The sequence below is a fragment of the Chryseobacterium limigenitum genome (assembly GCF_900114875.1).
GTDB lineage: Bacteria > Bacteroidota > Bacteroidia > Flavobacteriales > Weeksellaceae > Chryseobacterium > Chryseobacterium limigenitum.
Genome location: NZ_FPKW01000001.1, coordinates 541,469 through 558,657, shown reverse-complemented (window position 1 = coordinate 558,657; position 17,189 = coordinate 541,469). Strand labels below are relative to the sequence as shown.

Sequence of the window (17,189 nt, the reverse complement as noted above, 5' to 3'; positions counted from 1 at the left end):
TGTTTTAACCGCAAAAGAGTCAAAAGATTTTAGCATGAATAGATATTTAAAAGCCTACAAAATAATAGAAATAACATTTTATATTTTGTAAACTCTTGCAAGACTTTATTTTCAAACATTTCTTTTGAAGCTTTTGTGGTAAAAAGCCTTCTAATTATTTTATTTTAATACAGTGGCGCTCATCATTCCGATGACAACATCGTTGCTCACTGCGGTTAATTGTATTGATTTTAATTCTTTGTTCGGGTCAATTGGCAAATCCAGAATGGTTGCAGAACCGCCTTCTACAGCTCGGTCTGTAAATCCTTTAATGCCTGAATATTTCGTTAAACTTCCGCCTTTATATAATTCTCCGGTTTTTAATTTTACTCTGTACGGAATTTTATCATCCGGAATTTCAAAGGCAAAATTATCATCAAGTAAATCTTGTTCGATTGGCCACCAATTGGTTGGGTTTTTCAGTTCTAATTCTGTAGTCGAACCATCAGCATATTGAACGGTAATTTTTCCATTAATAATCTGTGATTGCATCGGATTGGTAGAACCTGCCATCAGAAAATAGATTTTTTTTCCCTTTCCCGAAACTGGAATTTCAACCGATTTTGGAAAATTATCCCATTGACTCGTAAATACAATATTTTTCTCCGAATTATCAATTAAAAAAGGAACTCCAAGAAAATCAACTTTGCCATTTTTACGATTTGCCATCAATCCGCTGTCATCGATTTGAGCGGTGATTAATGGATAACACCAATTTCCGATTCCTTGCCATGGAAGCTGTAGAGTAGGGACATTCAATCGTGGTGAAAGATATTTCTGATTGAAAATTTGGGTTACTTTTTCATTATATTTTGATGTTAATGAAATGGTGTTAAATTCTTCTTTGTTTTCAATTTCCCAATCTGTGATTTCTACATTTTGCTTAATTCTATTATATTCAAGTTCGATAGAATTGGTTCCTTTGCTTAAAACATTTGTAGGAATTTCAATTGTTGTTGATTGATTTTTCGGAGTTGAAAAAGTTTTATTTAAGCCATTAATAATCAGTTTTCCATTAATCTGATTGAATGATTTTGATTGAATTTGCAGCTTTTTATCTATCCATTTAATTTGTAAAGGATATTGAATATCTACATTTACAGGTTGCCACCATTTCGTTCCATTTTGTTCCAATTGAACGAAAAAAGTTCCTTTTCTTTCTTCTTTAATTAATTCAAATTGATTCTCTTTTCTATTTTTAATTAATTCCTGTGGATCGTAAATTAGCTGAATCTTCTTTTTTGAATCCAGAATAAGTTGAAGATTTTCAGAGATATAACTGACGTAATCTGTTTTTTCATTTTTTAATTCTTCTCCTGAATACGTAATTTCAATTGAAAATTCTTTTCCAGTTGGAGTTTCAAACTGTAGGAAAGGTTGTGAAATAGAATTTGGATTTATCACAAATTTCACATTTTTATCATTTACTTTTACTGATTTTATTTCGGTATGATTTACAGGAATCTGTATTTCCAAAGCAATCGATTTTGAATAATTTGATTTGAAAAAATATTCAGTTTTTTTTGAGTTTTGGTTAAATTTTAATTCCCAATCAGGATGTTTCAGCTCAGCAAAATTCCAATCTTTAGGAAATCCTGGTTTGATACTGATTTTATTTTCTAATAATTTAGGATAAACCCCGAAAAGTCCTTCCGTTAAAGTTCGTGCTGCAACGCCAATCGGATCGGCAAAATCTCTGTACAATTCTCCACGAAAAGCATCGTAATACGACAGCTGTTCAAAATTTCCCGGACTAACTCCATAATACATACTTTCTGATAAATTGCCTTTCCAAAGTCGGTAGGCATCTTCAGTTCGGCCAGCTTGCCAATACGCCAAGGCAGTTTGTAAATTCTCTGCCAGAGCTACATTGTTGATCGACCAGTCGTATGGCTGCCAATTTGTAGTCGACAAAGTATAATAGTTTTTATCAGCTTCTCCTTTTACTTTTATCGGAATTTTCGGAATATAATTGTTGATGTATTGAGTGTTTTGATAATCTTCAAATTCATTTAAAATGTAAGCATCTGAAGCGTGGTAAATCGACCAGATTCCGGGTTTATCATGAAGAATTTGATTGCCCAAAGTATCTTTATATTCAGCAAAATACCCTTTATTTTTAGTCCAAAGCTGATTTTTCATTGCCTTTAAAATGGCTTCAGCTTCTTTTTCGTAAGGTTGAGGATTTTCGCCAATTATTTTCGCCAATTTTGCCATTTCGCGGTTGGCTCTGTAATTATAGGCAGAAGTATGAGTAACTTTTCCACCCGAATATTGGAGCGCATCACTCGCCCAAATAGCGGCATATGCATCGTAAAGTTCACCACGTTTGAAATTTCTTTTTTCCCAATTTATGTGACGAACCATTGTTGGCCACATTTTCTTTAAAAATTCAACGTCTCCGGTGTAATTGAAATGAGAAAACATCTGATCAAAGAACACCAGATTCATGTCATAATGATGTGGTTTTGAATTATCATTGGGATTCCTGGAAATATATCCGCTTGAAAACACAGAATTGCCCATTTTTTCGGAATGTCGGGCTAAATGAAGTAAAGTATCCATCTCAACAGGTGCGAAATCTGGTTTCAAAACCTGCGAATTTGCATAACTTTCAAAATGTTCTTTTGCACGGTCGTGCCAACTGAGAGCGTCTGCAACATAAGCGCCACGCCACGCATTTAGCCGCATTTTCCATGCTACAGCACCGTGAAGATAGGTTGGACTTTCCCAAATTCCGTCCGCTGCAATGGCTAAAGTTGCCCCAAAATTATTCAAATCCGAATCCGGAGTTTTTAACTGAATCCTATTTGTTAATGTTAATCGAGATTGTTCAGCTTCATTAAATAAAGTTTTTAAATCTTTATCAGAAAAGTTTTTATCTGATTTTCCTTTTGCAATTTGAATATAAACAGGACTTTTTTCTGCTGAATATGAAGCGTAAATTATCGGTGATTGTTCTGTTTTATTTTGAGTAAAATCAGATAGTTTTTCTAATGTTTTTGCATCAGTCAATTGTAATGAATTGGTGCTTGAAAAACTTCCGTTAATGCTTTGAGTTTCTTTTTTTTTGTTTAAATAAGAAAGGTTAAATTGATTTTTATTGATTTGAAATTGATTCTTGAAACAATACTCAGGAAGCAAATAAAATCCTGATTCCGGATCTGCGCCAATGTCGCCGTTTCTGCTGAAGGTTGTTCCGCTCGCTCCGCCATAAACTGCATAGATTTTTGTTGAAGAATCTATATTTTCAGTTTCCATTTTTAAAATCAAACCTTCTTCTTTTGATTGTGCTAAAACTGTCAGTTTTAAACTTCCAAATCCAAGAATAGGATCTTTAATATTGTAAATCATCGATCCTGGGCGATAACGAGTTTCAATCTTTTCAGCATTAATCAATTTTTTAATGGAATTTCCTTTCTGAATAACGAATTGAAGATTTCCTCCCATTCCCGGAAGATACAGCGCGAATTCCGGCAAATCTCCGGTTTCTACTCTTGAAGCTCGGTTGTCTCCATACAAAGCACGGTTGAAACGGTATTTTCCGTTAACCAATAAAAAATCGCCTTTATCTTCTTTATAATGCAGTTCTCTTTCGTTATTCTGCCAATGTTTTGATTGAGAAAATGAAAACGAATAGGCAGATAAGATGATACAACCTGTTAAAATGGATTTTCTTCGCATTTTATTTAAAATTGGTTAAAGGTTTTCCGTTAACAATTACATTTTTCAACGTTACATTTTTCAAGAAATCAACTTTATAGGGAATCTCAACTCCATTAATTTTAGCATTGATCATTGTGAAATCTGTTACCGGAGAAGTTTCGTAAGCATCAGAAAGAACGGCATATTTTCCACCTTTTTCAACGGTTAAATTTTCTACCCAAATGTTTCTGATGGTCGGAATAAAATTACCGGGTTTTTCATAATGCATATTGAAACGGACAGCCGCTTCTTTATAAGCGCCAACTCTTGTGTTGTAAAAAAATACGTTTTCAATGATTCCGCCACGGCTTGAGCTTGTTTTAATTCTTAAAGCTCGGTCAAGATTTTTGCTATCCATGACGTTTCCTATGGCATAAATATTTTTGGCTCCGCCTGCAATTTCGCTTCCGATTACAACGCCACCGTGTCCGTCTTTCATTTCGCAGTTTTCGATGATGTGGTTTTCTGCAGGTTTTCCTATACCTCTTCCGTCTTCGTCTCTTCCTGATTTTATGGCAATACAATCGTCTCCGGTATCGAAATAAGAGTCTTTAATCCAGACATTTTTACAGGCCTCCGGATCGAAACCATCATTATTAGGACCATGACTTATGATTTTTACTCTTTCAATGAAAACATTTTCGCAGAGTACGGGATTCAGGTTCCACATCGGAGAATTTTTAACCAAAACATCTGCCATATAGAAATTTTTACTTTTATAAGGCTGAACAAAATTGGGTCTCAGATAATATCCGTCACCAAAAATTCTTTCTCTGGCAGGTTTTCTCTGAGCCATATATTCGTGAAGTTTTGCACGAGCAGGATTTTGTCTTCCCGGACGAGATTCATTATAACCATACTTTGTTGCTCCACACCAAAACCACCAATGGTCGTTATCCGAATTTCCGTCTAATATTCCTTTTCCGGTGATGGCGATATTTTCTTCTTCGTAAGCATAAATTAAGGATGAGTAATTCATACATTCCATTCCTTCCCATCTTGTGAATACAATCGGGTAGTCGTTGCTGTCCTGGCTGAACAAAATGGTTGAACCTTCACTTACATATAGATTGACATTGCTTTTTAAATAAATAGCACCCGTCAGAAAAACTCCTTTTGGTACGACAACTCTTCCTCCGCCTTCTGAATTACATTTTTCAATAGCTTTCTTAAATGCTTCTGTATTTTTTGTCTTTCCATCTCCTATGGCACCAAAATCTGTAATGAGATAGTCTTGTTTTCTAAAATTGGGCTTTACAATTTGTTTTTTTAACGCATCAATTTCTTTTAGAGGCTGTTGCGCTGAAGTCCAGGGTTTATATTGAGCCGAAAAAGGGATGGATATTAATAGTAAAAGAAAGAATAAAGCATATTTTTTCATAATGGTAGAGTTGTATCGTTTTTAAGAAAGACTATTTTAAATAATTTTCTTTATTTGTTGCAATCTAAAATAATTGTGATAAAAAATTATCCTGCACTGTCTGTATTGTAAAATTTTTTCAATGTTTTATTTAAAAATAACACTCTAATTGTAATCGATTGCATATTTTCAAAGATAAAATAAATAAATTATGAGTTTCAACTAATTTTTTTTAAACTAAACCAAGTGAGAAAAGTGTATTTTTTATTTAAGATTTCATTAAAAGAACAAAAAAGCCCTTAAATATTACTATTCAAGGGCTTTCTATTATTTATCTTAAAATTTAAGACTGTATAAATTCTAAAAGATCTTTATTAATGACATCAGCATGAGTAGTTGGCATTCCGTGAGGGAAACCTGGATAAGTAATTAACGTTCCGTTTTTCAATAATTTAATTGATTTTAAGGCTGCATTTTGGTAAGGAACAATCTGATCATCTTCTCCGTGAAGAACCAAAACCGGAATATCAACTGCTTGTAGATCTTCTCTGAAATCTGTTTCAGAAAACGCTTTGATACCGTCGTAATGAGCAACAATTCCGCCCATCATACCTTGTCTCCACCAGTTTCTCTGTACACCTTCTTTCACGTCAGCACCTTCTCTGTTATATCCGTAGAAAGGGAAAGTCAGGTCAATGTAAAACTGTTGTCTGTTGTTAAGAGTTTGGTCTCTGATGCCGTCAAAAACAGACATCGGAACACCATCCGGATTGCTGTCGCTTTGAACCATAATTGGAGGAACTGCGCTGATTAAAACCGCTTTTTTAGCTCTTCCATTAGCATATTTGTTAACGTATCTTATAACTTCACCACCACCTGTAGAGTGCCCGATGTGAACAACATCTTTCAGGTCAAGAAATTCTACCAATTCTGCAGCATCAGCAGCATACTGTTCAATGGTATGATTGTAAATATCCTGGCTAGAACGTCCGTGACCTCTTCTGTCATGAGTGATCACTCTGTAGCCTTTCTGTAAGAAGAAGATCACCTGTGCATCCCAATCATCCGATGATAAAGGCCATCCGTGGTGAAACATCAAAGTTTGTCCTTTTCCTTGATCTTTGTAAAAAATTTCTGTTCCGTCTTTTAATTTTAGTGTGCTCATTGTTATTGTATTTAATTGTTTTATTAATTTATATTAAAATTATTTTCTTGTCTTAATTCTTTAGCAAATGTAGTACAGTGAAATTCAATCTCTGTTAATCTAGTTTAATATCGTTCGATTTTGATAAAAAATTTAAAAAATTGATTTTGTTGTATGCTTTTTATTTGGGCAGCTTAATCCGCCTTCCACTCCCGCTATTTTTCCCAAGCTAAATCCCTTGCAAAAAATGAGCTCCGTTCAAGTCGGGCTGCGCGAGATTCGATGTTTTAAGAAACCGTATTTTCATTCAAAAGTTGAAACAGATCTTCCGTGCCGCCATCGAATTTTTTTCCGTTGACAAAAAATGAAGGTGTTCCATTCACTCCGCTGATAATTCCGCTTTCGAAATCTGCATCAATCTTTTCGGCTAATTCCGGTTTTTCAAGATCTGTTTTGAACTGATCAATATTTAAATGTAATTTTTGTGCCAACTCAAACAGAAAATCTTCATTCAAGTATTCCTGATTTTCATAGATCGCATCGTGCATTTTCCAGAATTTTCCTTGTAAATTGGCTGCTTCGGCTGCGATTGCCGCCGATCTTGCATATCGATGCGCTTCGGATAGCGGGAAGTTTCTAAAAACAAACTTGATCTGATTTCCGAACTGGTTCATCAATTCTTTTAAAACAGGATAAGCTGCTCCACAGTAAGGACATTGATAATCTCCATATTCTACGATGACTAAATTGGCATCCTCATTGCCTTGTGCGTGGTCAGTATTGCTGACGGCTGGTTTTAATGACATAATTATTGTGTTTTAAGTGTGTGTGTTAAGTTTAATATTGAAAACTGAAATCCATGATCCACAAATCAGTAATAAAATCGCAGGAAAACCAAAAGACCAATTTCCCAAAAAAGAGAGTAGGAAAGGAGCTGTAAATGCACCGGATAAAAAGCCGATCCAAAGCAATAAAAGATGGATAGCGTTGGCTTTATATTGTTTTCTTTCTGTTTTGTTATTGGTCATACTCAACATTGCGGTGTTTCTTGCTAAGCTATTTAATGTTCCGGTTACAAAATCTGTATTTACTTTCTGGTTCCCGACAGAAGTTACGATCGTATTCATAATTCCCATTGAAAATCCTATAATTGCAATAGAGGAAATAGTATTGATATTATAAAAATAAGCAATTATTGTATAGAAAATCAAAATTCCGGAAACTATATGAAATGTTAATATTTGGTTCTTAATTCTTTTACATAGTGATAAACAGGTTCCCGCATAAATTCCCAATAGAAAACAGGCAATAACCGTAAACGATGTGATGATAATTCCATATTTATCGGTAGAAAGTGAGGTGCCTAACTGCGTGGTGTTTCCGCTCATAAAAGACACGTATGTTTTCCATTTGATAAGACCTGTGGCATCGATGTATCCTGCAATAAAAGCAAGAAATATGGCTAATCTTTCCTGTATCCTGATCTGGTTAGCTGAAAAAGAAATGCTTTCTGAAGCTAAAGGCTTATCCATTTAATGATAGATTTAAATAGAAAGTGCTTACTTTTTAGACTGAATAAAAACCTTCTCCGTTGGGAATTTTTCTATTTCGCCTTCTTTCAATCCAAAATTAGTGATTACTACATCTTTCGGGTTTCCTGCCAACCACTCGCTTAAATCAATGGACTGATACGTTCCGCTGTTAAATCCAATTAAAATTTTACAAACCGTATCTCCTGTATTTTTGATATAATGTCCGGCTCCCATCGGCACGTAACCAACATCACCTGCATTAAATTCTTCAGTTACTACCGTACTTTCTGCTAAGAAAACCGACATTTCTGTCTGTCCGGAAATATAATATTGCCATTCGTCCGCGTTGGGATGCCAGTGCATTTCTCTTAAAGCACCCGGCTGTAATTCTATAATTGAACCCGACATCGTACTGCTGATAGGAAATTCTTTGCTGGTAACCAATCTTTGTAAACCACCTCCGGGAACGATTCTCGGTTGTTGTGCATGCAAAGGATAACGATGAAAACTGGTTAGCTGTATATCTGATTCTTGCGTACGGGCGGTTGCGTTAAACGATAATTCATCGGGAACAATTCCTGCTGCGAAATAAGCTTCTTTTTGAGGTAATGCGGCAACTTCTTCAAGGGTTAATCCTAAATTTTGAGCAACGATTTCCGGTGGCATGCATGATACAAAATCTGTAACACTGAATGTATGGTCTTCAGAAAAATTACCATTGTCAAAAATTAAAATGAAATGACATTCTTCTGTTCCCGTTGCCTGTATTGAGTGCCCGTAACCTTTTGGAAAATACCAAACATCACCCGGTTCAAAATTATCAATATAGCTGTGCCCGTCCGGATGAATGATCGTTGTACGAACAGTTCCTGAAATCACGTAAGCCCATTCTGCAGCGTTGGCATGCCAGTGCAATTCTCTCATGCTTCCCGGCTGTAATCTCATAGAAACTCCCGCAATACCTATAGAAGCAGGAAAATCTGTCACAGAAGCTCCTCTTGTGGTTCCACCGTCATTGGTGCGAGGCTCTTTTTTCTCTAGTTCATATCTGAAACTTAATGATTCGTTTTTCATAACAGTAGTTTTTATTGATTAATTAGTGTTTGTCTTTATTTCTATTGTAAAGCTACTGAGGAATCATCAGGTTTTGAAGAGTCATTCGGTGAAAAGGCAAAATGAGTCGGTGAGAATTTAAAAGGAGTAGATGATGAATCTAGTTTATGGTTTAAAATTAAAAAATGAAATCCGGATTGATTTATAGGCAAATACTAAATACATCAAGTTGATCATTTTCCATGATTCTCAACTAAAAATCTAGATTAAGATTTTATATTCTCTATAACAACAAAAAATCACTGAGACTTCCCAGTGATTATGATTTTCAATTTATATGATTTTCAATTATTTATACAGCCATTTTTTTATCAATTTTGTATAATTAGGCATTACAACAAATACCATCATAAAAACAATGATTCCTGAATTGATCAATGCATCAAAATAATGATTTGCAGGAATTTTTAAAAACCTCAATAATGGTATTAAAATTAATGGGATGATAATAGACAAAGGATAAATTGCTGACCAAGTTGCGAGAAATTGTTTCCATCGAACGGGGATTTTATTTCCTTCATTTTCAGCATTAAATAGAAAATCTAATCCTGATTTTATTTGATAGTTATCATTTTTCCTGAATAGAGGATTTGCTTTTTCAATCAATTTTTTTCTGTCATCAGATTCCATCCATTTTTTAAGATTTGTGATGGTGTCAAATCGAATAATTACAGTATAAACAAAGGTTAAATCGGGAATAGGACGTACGATCTGATGATCAATAAAACCTTCGGAATGTTTGGTCAGCGGAACGATTTCCTTTAACCAATTTTCATATTCTTTCTGCTTACCATCCAAAATATGATGGGTAATCACAACTGATGCACCTTGGTTTTCCATAATGATTTTGTTTTTGATGATTGAAATAAATTAATCCAAAAAATTTGATTTTATAATGATTCTGCGAAAATTTTCGTTTCGTCAAGTGCTAAATCGATAATATTTTTTACCTCTTCCAAAGCCTGTTGCAATGTTGCATTTTGTTCTGTAGCCATTTCCAGAATATTCAGTTTTTCTTCTATTAAAGGGAGAATTCCCATAATAGCTGTGCTGGATTTAAGATCGTGCGCTCTGAGTTTTACCGTTGTAAATTCATTATTCTGATAAGCTGTCACGAGCTGTCGCAAATGTTGCGGAATAGTGTCGATAAACTGCTGCGTAACGGTTTTTTCAAAAGTTGTATCGCCGCCGCTTATGGACTGCATATACGTTAGATCTATGTATTTAAAATTTGGAATTATCTTCTCAGTTTTCATTTCTGTTTGGGGAATTTCTTCTAATCCAAAGTTTGAGATTAATTTAAAAAGTTCTTCCTCTTTTATAGGTTTGGAAATGTACTCATTCATCCCCCTGCTCAGGCATTTTTCTCTTTCGCCGGCAAGTGCATGTGCAGTCATTGCGATGATCGGAACATCTAATTTCAGAACTTCACGGATTTGTTGGGTTGCAGCATAACCGTCCATCTGAGGCATCTGAATATCCATCAAAACCAAATCATAAGTTTGATTAATAAGCTGTTGAATGGCTTCCAGACCATTAGATACAATATCAAAATCAATATTCCATTGTAATAAAAGATGTTTCATCAGACTTTGATTGATCGTATTGTCATCAACCACTAAAATACGCAGAGGCACATTTGATTTATCTTTAAAATAGTCAGTATTAACAGTAGCTATTGTGTTAAGCTGTTCCTCCGAAATACCGTAAGGAATGTAGAAACTGAAAGTTGTTCCTTTTCCCTGTTCGCTCTCTACATTGATGTCACCATTTTGTAACAATATCAATTTTTTAACAATAGACAGACCTAAACCTGTCCCGCCATAGTTTCTTGTGGTAGATTCTTCTCCTTGATTAAATCTTTCAAAAACTTCGCTCAATTTCTCTTTATCGATTCCTATTCCGGTATCTGAAATTTTAAATCCAAGGACAATTTCGGTTTCCGTCTGAGATTTTTTGTAAACATCAATGTGTACTTTTCCATGATGGGTAAATTTTATTGCATTACCAATGAGATTGACTAAAATTTGGGTAAGCCTTGTTGCATCTCCCGTCAGCGTATCCGGAATTGATGGATCTACTTTGCTGGAAATCGTCAGTTCTTTTTCTTTTGCGCGCTCAAGGAAAAATGTTTCTACAGAATTTACCAATCCGTTAATACTGAAGGTTCCGGGTGTGATGCGCATCATTCCTGCTTCAATTTTAGATAAATCAAGAATGTCATTAATGATGGCCATTAAATTTTCTCCCGACCGCTGAATTGATGATACAAATTCTGTAGAAGTCTCATCCAAAGGTCTTTTTTGCAATAAATTGGTAAAGCCTAAAATCCCGCTTAACGGAGTCCGTATTTCGTGGCTCATATTGGCCAAGAAATTTTCTTTAGTCTGCGCAGCGACGGAAGCTTTCTTTTCTGCAATATCTAAATCTTCTATCAATAATTGTTGTCTTTTAAACTGACGAAGTATGTGATAACCGGCAACAGCGCCACTCAATATCAATAAAATCAATAAAGAAATATCGTAAAGTCTGGCCTTTCTTCCCATTTCTTCGCTTCGTTTACTGAGTTCAACCATATGTAACTGACGACTTTCGTAGATTTTTGCTGTAATTGTTGTGATTTCGTTGGAAATTAATCTTGCACGCGGATTGGCAATAGACGTATTATCATTCATGTTTCCCAAAGAAAGATATCGGTGTAATAATTTCTCCTTGGTCGTTTTTTTCTCCATTGCAAGAACGCTGAGTCTGTGTATCAAACGCTCTTCTTCGGCATCTGTATTGTCTTTTGAAAGAGAATCGAGAAAATTTTCAATTTGATTGATTTTCTGATTGATACCTTCCAGATGCGTGGTGTCATTGGTTGCGATAGAAGCCCGTATTCTGCTTTCCACACCCAGAATATCACGGTCTATTTCTCTTAAATGATTGCTGGAACGCAGCTCGTTGAGAAGCGTGTTGTTATTCTGAATAAGCGCTTTCGTATTTTTAGCTGAATTGATCTGAACGGCTATCAATAACAGAGTCCCTGCAATAAATGTAAGAATTATAAAATAGCTAAATCGTTTGTTTCCCATTATAGAAAATGTATTGATCATAAGTAAATAGTAATAACGATTGATGGCTTATTCAATCTAAATTAGAATTCAGAATCAAAGAGTGTTAAAATACATTCATTCTTGTATTGAGAGCTTTTCGGTAAGCATCGGCCACGGGAATAAATTTACCGTTGATCATGATTCCGCCATCCTGAAGGGTGTCAATTTTACCTACTGCAATAATATAAGAGCGATGAACTCTTATAAAATGATCTTTGGGTAAGCGGTCTTCCGCAGATTTCATGGTTCCGTGTATGGCAAACATTTTTTCTTTGGTGTAAAATTTTACGTAATCACCCATTGCTTCTGCATAAAAAATATCATCCAGCTTTAAACGTCTTGTGATATTTGAATCTCTGACGAATAAAAACTCATCTTTATTCACCTGAACATTCTCTTTTTTACTGTCAAAAATAGCCTGCGCCTTGCTCATAGCCTGCAAAAATCTTGCGGGAGTGATAGGTTTTAAGATGTAATCGGCAATATTCAGTTCAAAAGCCTCCAAAGCATATTCTTTGTTTGAAGAAGTGAAAATGATGATGGTATCTCTGCCTGAAAGAGTTTTCGTTAATTCAATTCCCGTCATTTCAGGCATTTCGATATCCAAAAATATCAGATCTACCGGATTTGCCTGTAAATAATGGTAAGCTTCAACAGCATTAGAGTATTCTTTTACGATGGTAAGATCCGGAATCTGTTTTGCCAAATGAGCCAAAGTAGTTCTTGCTATATCATTGTCATCAACGATCAAAGCTTTCATGATAGTAAGTTTATAGTTTACACAAATATACTTATTCCTTTTTATTTTTTACTTTGGCTTTTAATTTTACCTGAAATATGAACGGATCATCCAGGCCATTTCTTCATGAGTTTCCATCAGGCCTGTAATAAAATCGCTGGTTCCGAAATCTTTGTATTCTTCTGCAAAAGGGGTGATATTTCCGCGGAGAAATTCAATGATACTTTCGTGATCACTCAATAGATCTTTCATGAAGCCTAAACCGTCATTTGTTCTGTCGCTGTATTCTGTAAGGTGGGTAAGTTCCAAATAGAGTTTCATTGTTGCAGGAGCGTAATGCCCGATTTTACGCATGCGTTCAGCAACACTGTCAATCAACTCGTCTAATTGTTTGTATTGATTTTCGAAGAAGATATGCATGGCGTGAAAATTATCGCCCGTTACATTCCAGTGTGCATTTCTTGTTTTTGTGTACAATACAAATTCATCAGCTAATAATTTTGCCAATTGTTCAGCAACTGCTTCTGTGTTTTTTTCTGTGATGCCAATTTTTGCTTTCATAATAATTAAGGTTTAAAGTTTTAAGCAATAGTGCTTGTTTTATGATGTAAAGATCTGTAAGAATCTTTCTGAAATTGTTTCCTTTTCGGTGAACGGGCAAAAACAGTCGGTGAATAAAATGGAAAATTCTTTGAATTAGGACTATGAAAAATATAGTTAAACTAATAATTTATGAATCGTAGATGTAAAATAGAGGTATATTCTTATAAAAAGAGTCTTAAAGGTAGTAATAAAATGAAAAAAAGTGCTTATGGTTTTGTTTTCAGAAATAATTATGTGAACAAATTCATATTGTGGAAAAGTATTTTATTATTCTTAAAATTTAGTTAATATTCATTAAATGAAATGATTAGGATTGGAATTGAATATGTATTAATAATCAATTATGTTAATCGAATATTAAATAATAAAAATATTTAATTATTTTTTTTTAAAATTATTTAAGATTATTGTAATTATTCATATATTCGTGAAGTATTAATCAAATAAATATTTAATTCATGAAAAACTTAAAAAAATTAAACAGAAACGAATTGAAAACAATTTCTGGTAACGGACTACTTGATAACATCGGTGGACTAGTAGGTGGCCTAGGTGGCGCGATTGGTGGTGCAGTAGGCGGTGTCGGTGGTGTTGTTGGCGGTCTAGGTGGTGCTATTGGTGGCGCAGTAGGTGGTTTAGGTGGCGTTGTTAGCGGTACATTATGTCAAGTACAGTGTGCGGTTAATGGTGTAATTCACATTCAACTTCTTGCTTGCGGATCTACTTGTTAAGATAGTCTGTATTATAAGGTATGCCGCTCTTTTTTAGAGCGGTTTTTTTATTGGGTTAAAATTTTTTTCAGTCATATCAGAAGAAATAATATGCATAGGTTTATACAAATGTCTTTTTAACTTTATAATTGGAAGATAGGTGAACAGAATAGAGAGTAAACCAGCCAAAATCCCAACAACAATTGCCATCGCAGCAGCATCGAGCTTATAATATTCAGATAATATCAGTTGTGCAAAAAGCAAACCTGACAATACCAATGATCCGGTAATTATACCATGCAAAATACTTAGTTTGGCTATCATTTTTTTTAAATTAAGTTGATCATCCACTGCGAATTCAATAGCATTTTGACTAGCGGCATCAGTTACTCTTTTAATGATGTCTATCGTAAGAACAACGGGTAAAAAAATAGCCATTGGTAAAGTGAGCCGAGCCAGACATTGCGTTCCTGCAAAAAAATGAGTGTATCCCAATTCATTAAAACTCGCATAAGCAATTATAAAATTAAAAAACATATTTGGAAGAACATAAATGATCATCCGCTTCCTGAGAAAGCGATTCAGCGTGGTTTTTTTGATAGGTTTCGGTTGGGTCTTTTTTATTTTAAATTTCATGAAGTCAACAGTTCAATAGCTTTATCTTTAATTTTTATCGCTTCTTCTTTTGGAAGAAAATTCTCATTAGACATGAAGGTGAAATCCATTTCCTGATTATAAGTTGTTGCGACCAAAGTGTTTGAGTTCAGCCAAGGGAAAGCAACCGTCGGACTGAAAATGGTTTCAACTTTAAAATTTTTATACGCATTCGGAATATCAATTCTTCCCATGTTGGATAAGGTAATATCATGCCCGCCTTTGCTTGATTTTAGCATAGAAATCATACGCTCAACAACGGGATGCATGTTTTCGCCCATCCACAACAGTTCTCTTGCATCCATCTTTTCAATTTTTTCAAGAAGTTCTGTTTTGATGTGTCTGGAGTTTTCCAATATATCCTGATTTCCTTTTTTTAATGACAGTTCAACAGTCGGAGCAAACGCAAAAATATGATCCTGCTTAATTTCCGGAATAAAATGGCGAACATCCACCGGACTGATTACTTTTCCTTTCGCATTTTTACCCTGAACCTCTTTAAAAGCCTGCATAAAAGCCGAACACAACAAAGCATGAACAGAAATTTTATTCGCTTTGCATTTTTCAACTATTTGTTTTGAAACAATGGCATCCAGTTTTCGGTGAAGTGCATAATTTTTTCCGTGATTCCTGTTTTTGCTTTTCGATTGAATTAAAAAGAACAGTTTTGCCATCATTAAATAAAATTTGGCTTTTCGTTTCTTCTTTTTTAAATTAAAATCGGTAGGCAGAAAATCATTAACAGAATCAAAGCTTTCGTAAGAATTTAATTCAATGGAAGGATTGTCTAATAAAGCTAAAAGTTCGCGAATCAATGTAACGCCCGTTGTTCCGTCACAAAGACAGTGAGGTATTACCCAAAGAATTTCGGATGTATTTTCACCTTTTACCCAAACGAGCTGAGCCATTGGTTTTTTGTTGTCTTCAAAAAGTCTGTACCATTCATTTTCTGATTCCGAAAGCCAGTCTTGATCCGTTTTTCTTTCTACAATTCGAAGTGGAATGGGCGCAATCTCTTTTTCTTCAATAAAAAAAGGATATTTTGCACTTTTATGATCAATTGAAACTCTTAACAAAGGATGTTTTCGCTGAATTTTATCTAAGGCAATTTTAAAACTATCTTCCGAGATTTCACCGTTGATTTTTGCAGTAAATACCAAATTTAGAGGAGTTTCAGAATCAACATACATGATTCTTTCTACCAACATTAGTTTTCGTTTCATCATGATACGGCTAAAGATTCTATTTGTTGTTTAACCATCTTAGTCACCTCATCACGAATTGCCAAAGCGTCCGAATAAGGCAAATAACCCTCACTTCCCATGAAAGAAAAATTCATTTCCCCTCGGAAAGTTGAGGTAACTATTGTCGTTGTGTTTCCCAAAGGCCCAATCACGGACGGACTGAAAATATTTTCCAATGAAAAATCTTTGTATTGATGAGCGATCTGAATACGTCCCAAATTAGAAAACATGCAATCGTTGGAAGATTTTCCGTTTTTTAATAATTTAGTGAAGTTTGTTAATGCATCGTGAGCAGATTCCATCACCATCATTGTGATGTACGGATTAAGCTTTGATGTTTTTTTCTCGACAGCTTCCTGCATCAGCTTTAAATTTTCTTCAAAACCGAATTTTTTGTTTAAAGAAACCACAATCATTAATCCAAAAGCGAAAATATGATCCGACTTGATCTGATTGGCAAAACGCCTGATATCAACCGGACACGAAACTTTATTGAAGGCTTTTTCTTTCCTGATTTTTTCAAATGCTTTTAAAACTGTTGCGCATAAAAACGTATTAACAGTAACTTTTTGAGATTTACAATAAGAAATTAATTCCTTACTTGTTTCTTGATCGAATTTCCAATTAATTAAATAATCGCTTTGTCGGTCAATGGATTTTTTACTGACAGGAATATATTTGATCACTGTAGCAGCCAATCTTCCGATCACTTTTGCCTTGAATTGCTGTCCGCGATTAGATAAAATTTTACTCGGAACAACATCCTGAATGCCTAAAATTGGATTTTCCAACCCAATATCATAAGTCGGATTATCCAGTAATTTCAAAAACTCATCCAATAGAGACAAGGCAGAACCACCATCACATAAGCAATGGTGGAATACAAACATCATATCTGAAGTTTCGTCTCCTTTGATCCATACAAATCTGATGAGTGGCTGTTCTTTGTAATTAAACATTTTGTACCACTCATTTTTAGATTCTTCGAACCAATCATTTTCGCCTTTTTGGGCTAGGATTCGGATCGGGATTTTTGCTTTTTCTGAAACCTCAAACCAGGGAATATTTTTTTCATCAAGTTTAATTACAGCCTTTAACCAAGGATGTTTTACCTGAAGCTGATTCAGAGCATGCTGAATGTCTTTCAGGCTAAATGTACCCTTTAATCTGAACGGAATAACGGTGTTGAAAGGTTCTGTTCCGTCCCCAAGCAACATTCGTTCTCCAAATAACAATCTTCTTTTCATA

General features: G+C 34.7%; 14 protein-coding genes. 1 reads left to right on the top strand and 13 read right to left on the bottom strand.

Going from position 1 to position 17,189, the window contains the following annotated elements:
- Positions 1 to 159 precede the first annotated feature (159 nt).
- From BT156_RS02605 to BT156_RS02560, 10 genes are all read right to left on the bottom strand, one after another.
- On the bottom strand, positions 160 to 3,723 hold the full coding sequence (locus tag BT156_RS02605) for a DUF4450 domain-containing protein (RefSeq protein WP_072406898.1): 3,564 nt from the start codon (positions 3,721 to 3,723) through the stop codon (positions 160 to 162).
- Between the two features lies 1 nt (position 3,724).
- Positions 3,725 to 5,125, bottom strand: coding sequence for a glycoside hydrolase family 28 protein (locus tag BT156_RS02600; protein ID WP_072406896.1), 1,401 nt, complete (start codon positions 5,123 to 5,125; stop codon positions 3,725 to 3,727).
- Between the two features lie 322 nt (positions 5,126 to 5,447).
- A complete protein-coding gene (locus BT156_RS02595) occupies positions 5,448 to 6,269 on the bottom strand; it encodes an alpha/beta fold hydrolase (protein ID WP_072406894.1) in 822 nt (273 codons plus the stop codon).
- Positions 6,270 to 6,535: 266 nt separating this feature from the next.
- A complete protein-coding gene (locus tag BT156_RS02590) occupies positions 6,536 to 7,054 on the bottom strand; it encodes a DsbA family protein (protein WP_072406893.1) in 519 nt (172 codons plus the stop codon).
- 12 nt (positions 7,055 to 7,066) lie between these two features.
- Positions 7,067 to 7,780, bottom strand: a complete 714-nt coding sequence (locus BT156_RS02585; RefSeq protein WP_072406891.1) for a YoaK family protein — start codon at positions 7,778 to 7,780, stop codon at positions 7,067 to 7,069.
- Positions 7,781 to 7,807: 27 nt separating this feature from the next.
- A complete protein-coding gene (locus tag BT156_RS02580; RefSeq protein ID WP_072406889.1) occupies positions 7,808 to 8,854 on the bottom strand; it encodes a cupin domain-containing protein in 1,047 nt (348 codons plus the stop codon).
- A gap of 327 nt (positions 8,855 to 9,181) precedes the next feature.
- Positions 9,182 to 9,733, bottom strand: coding sequence for an antibiotic biosynthesis monooxygenase (locus BT156_RS02575; RefSeq protein ID WP_072406887.1), 552 nt, complete (start codon positions 9,731 to 9,733; stop codon positions 9,182 to 9,184).
- A 50-nt stretch (positions 9,734 to 9,783) separates the two neighbouring features.
- Positions 9,784 to 11,970, bottom strand: coding sequence for a hybrid sensor histidine kinase/response regulator (locus BT156_RS02570; RefSeq protein ID WP_228429938.1), 2,187 nt, complete (start codon positions 11,968 to 11,970; stop codon positions 9,784 to 9,786).
- Between the two features lie 85 nt (positions 11,971 to 12,055).
- Entirely contained in the window at positions 12,056 to 12,751 is a 696-nt protein-coding gene (locus BT156_RS02565) for a LytR/AlgR family response regulator transcription factor (protein ID WP_072406883.1), read from the bottom strand.
- Between the two features lie 66 nt (positions 12,752 to 12,817).
- A complete protein-coding gene (locus tag BT156_RS02560) occupies positions 12,818 to 13,291 on the bottom strand; it encodes a Dps family protein (RefSeq protein ID WP_072406881.1) in 474 nt (157 codons plus the stop codon).
- Positions 13,292 to 13,791: 500 nt separating this feature from the next.
- Between BT156_RS02560 and BT156_RS02555 the strand changes: the two genes are divergently transcribed.
- Positions 13,792 to 14,064 (top strand): bacteriocin-like protein, encoded by a 273-nt coding sequence (locus tag BT156_RS02555; protein ID WP_072406879.1) that lies wholly within the window; start codon positions 13,792 to 13,794, stop codon positions 14,062 to 14,064.
- A 33-nt stretch (positions 14,065 to 14,097) separates the two neighbouring features.
- Here the strand turns inward: BT156_RS02555 and BT156_RS02550 are convergent, their stop codons facing one another.
- Genes BT156_RS02550 through BT156_RS02540 form a run of 3 tightly spaced genes read right to left on the bottom strand, consistent with a single transcriptional unit; the run spans position 14,098 to position 17,188 of the window.
- A complete protein-coding gene (locus BT156_RS02550; RefSeq protein ID WP_072406877.1) occupies positions 14,098 to 14,679 on the bottom strand; it encodes a hypothetical protein in 582 nt (193 codons plus the stop codon).
- Positions 14,676 to 15,923 (bottom strand): condensation domain-containing protein, encoded by a 1,248-nt coding sequence (locus BT156_RS02545; RefSeq protein ID WP_139255393.1) that lies wholly within the window; start codon positions 15,921 to 15,923, stop codon positions 14,676 to 14,678. The genes BT156_RS02550 and BT156_RS02545 overlap by 4 nt, the downstream gene beginning before the upstream one ends.
- Entirely contained in the window at positions 15,920 to 17,188 is a 1,269-nt protein-coding gene (locus BT156_RS02540; RefSeq protein ID WP_072406873.1) for a condensation domain-containing protein, read from the bottom strand. Before BT156_RS02540 ends, BT156_RS02545 begins: the two co-directional genes overlap by 4 nt.
- Between the last annotated feature and the right edge of the window lies 1 nt (position 17,189).

Bases quoted from the DNA above. Each gene is read 5' to 3' on its own strand.
- BT156_RS02560 (WP_072406881.1), bottom strand. From the start codon at position 13,291: ATGAAAGCAAAAATTGGCATCACAGAAAAAAACACAGAAGCAGTTGCT.
- BT156_RS02575 (WP_072406887.1), bottom strand. From the start codon at position 9,733: ATGGAAAACCAAGGTGCATCAGTTGTGATTACCCATCATATTTTGGAT.
- BT156_RS02595 (WP_072406894.1), bottom strand. From the start codon at position 6,269: ATGAGCACACTAAAATTAAAAGACGGAACAGAAATTTTTTACAAAGAT.
- BT156_RS02555 (WP_072406879.1), top strand. From the start codon at position 13,792: ATGAAAAACTTAAAAAAATTAAACAGAAACGAATTGAAAACAATTTCT.
- BT156_RS02605 (WP_072406898.1), bottom strand. From the start codon at position 3,723: ATGCGAAGAAAATCCATTTTAACAGGTTGTATCATCTTATCTGCCTAT.
- BT156_RS02565 (WP_072406883.1), bottom strand. From the start codon at position 12,751: ATGAAAGCTTTGATCGTTGATGACAATGATATAGCAAGAACTACTTTG.
- BT156_RS02550 (WP_072406877.1), bottom strand. From the start codon at position 14,679: ATGAAATTTAAAATAAAAAAGACCCAACCGAAACCTATCAAAAAAACC.
- BT156_RS02590 (WP_072406893.1), bottom strand. From the start codon at position 7,054: ATGTCATTAAAACCAGCCGTCAGCAATACTGACCACGCACAAGGCAAT.
- BT156_RS02580 (WP_072406889.1), bottom strand. From the start codon at position 8,854: ATGAAAAACGAATCATTAAGTTTCAGATATGAACTAGAGAAAAAAGAG.
- BT156_RS02570 (WP_228429938.1), bottom strand. From the start codon at position 11,970: ATGGGAAACAAACGATTTAGCTATTTTATAATTCTTACATTTATTGCA.
- BT156_RS02600 (WP_072406896.1), bottom strand. From the start codon at position 5,125: ATGAAAAAATATGCTTTATTCTTTCTTTTACTATTAATATCCATCCCT.
- BT156_RS02545 (WP_139255393.1), bottom strand. From the start codon at position 15,923: ATGATGAAACGAAAACTAATGTTGGTAGAAAGAATCATGTATGTTGAT.
- BT156_RS02540 (WP_072406873.1), bottom strand. From the start codon at position 17,188: ATGAAAAGAAGATTGTTATTTGGAGAACGAATGTTGCTTGGGGACGGA.
- BT156_RS02585 (WP_072406891.1), bottom strand. From the start codon at position 7,780: ATGGATAAGCCTTTAGCTTCAGAAAGCATTTCTTTTTCAGCTAACCAG.